Origin of the sequence: Streptomyces sp. NPDC014623 (assembly GCF_043088245.1) — a bacterium.
Classification (GTDB): Bacteria; Actinomycetota; Actinomycetes; order Streptomycetales; family Streptomycetaceae; genus Streptomyces.
In genome coordinates this window covers 41,934-42,493 of sequence record NZ_JBIBZU010000019.1, presented here as the reverse complement: position 1 = coordinate 42,493, position 560 = coordinate 41,934, and the positions used below count along the sequence as shown (strand labels likewise).

Here is a 560-nt window from a genome sequence, read left to right as displayed (position 1 = left end):
TGTCCGGATCGAACTGCGTACTGCTGCCGTCCGGGAAGCCGGTCGTCAGAGCACCGCCGTCGAGCTGCGTACTGCCCCCGGTCGGAGTCTCCAGGGAGCCTCCGGCACCGTTGTTCAGGTTGCCGAGGCTGCCGAGGTTCTGGGTGATCGCCTCGTTGGCCGCGTCGGTGGCGTTCCTGGTCCCGCCCGGACCGTTCAGGTTGCCGAGACTGCCGAGGTTCTGGGGGACGGGAGGCGCGACCCCCGCGGGCGACTGGTTCTCACCACCCGGACTGTTCACGTCCCCGAGGTTGCCGAGCTCCTCGGTGATCGTGTTGTTCAGGTCGTCGGCCCCGCCCGGACTGTTGAGGTCGCCGAGATCACCGGTGCTCTCGGTGACCGGTATGTTCAGCAGCTCGTCGAGGTCGCCCAGGTTCTGCTCACTGACGGCGTTGGGATCATTGAGGCCGCCGAGGCTCTCCTCCACGGCCTTCTGCTGTTCCTCGGCCTCCCGCTTGGCCTCTTCCTGCTCGCGTCGCTGTTCCTCGCGCAGCTCGTCCTGGTACTGCTTGTCCTCCTCG

1 pseudogene is annotated in these 560 nt (G+C 67.3%); it reads right to left on the bottom strand.

Annotated features, from left to right (window positions below):
- Nucleotides 1-560, bottom strand: a pseudogene (locus ACF1FZ_RS26940) (hypothetical protein); the annotation flags it as partial.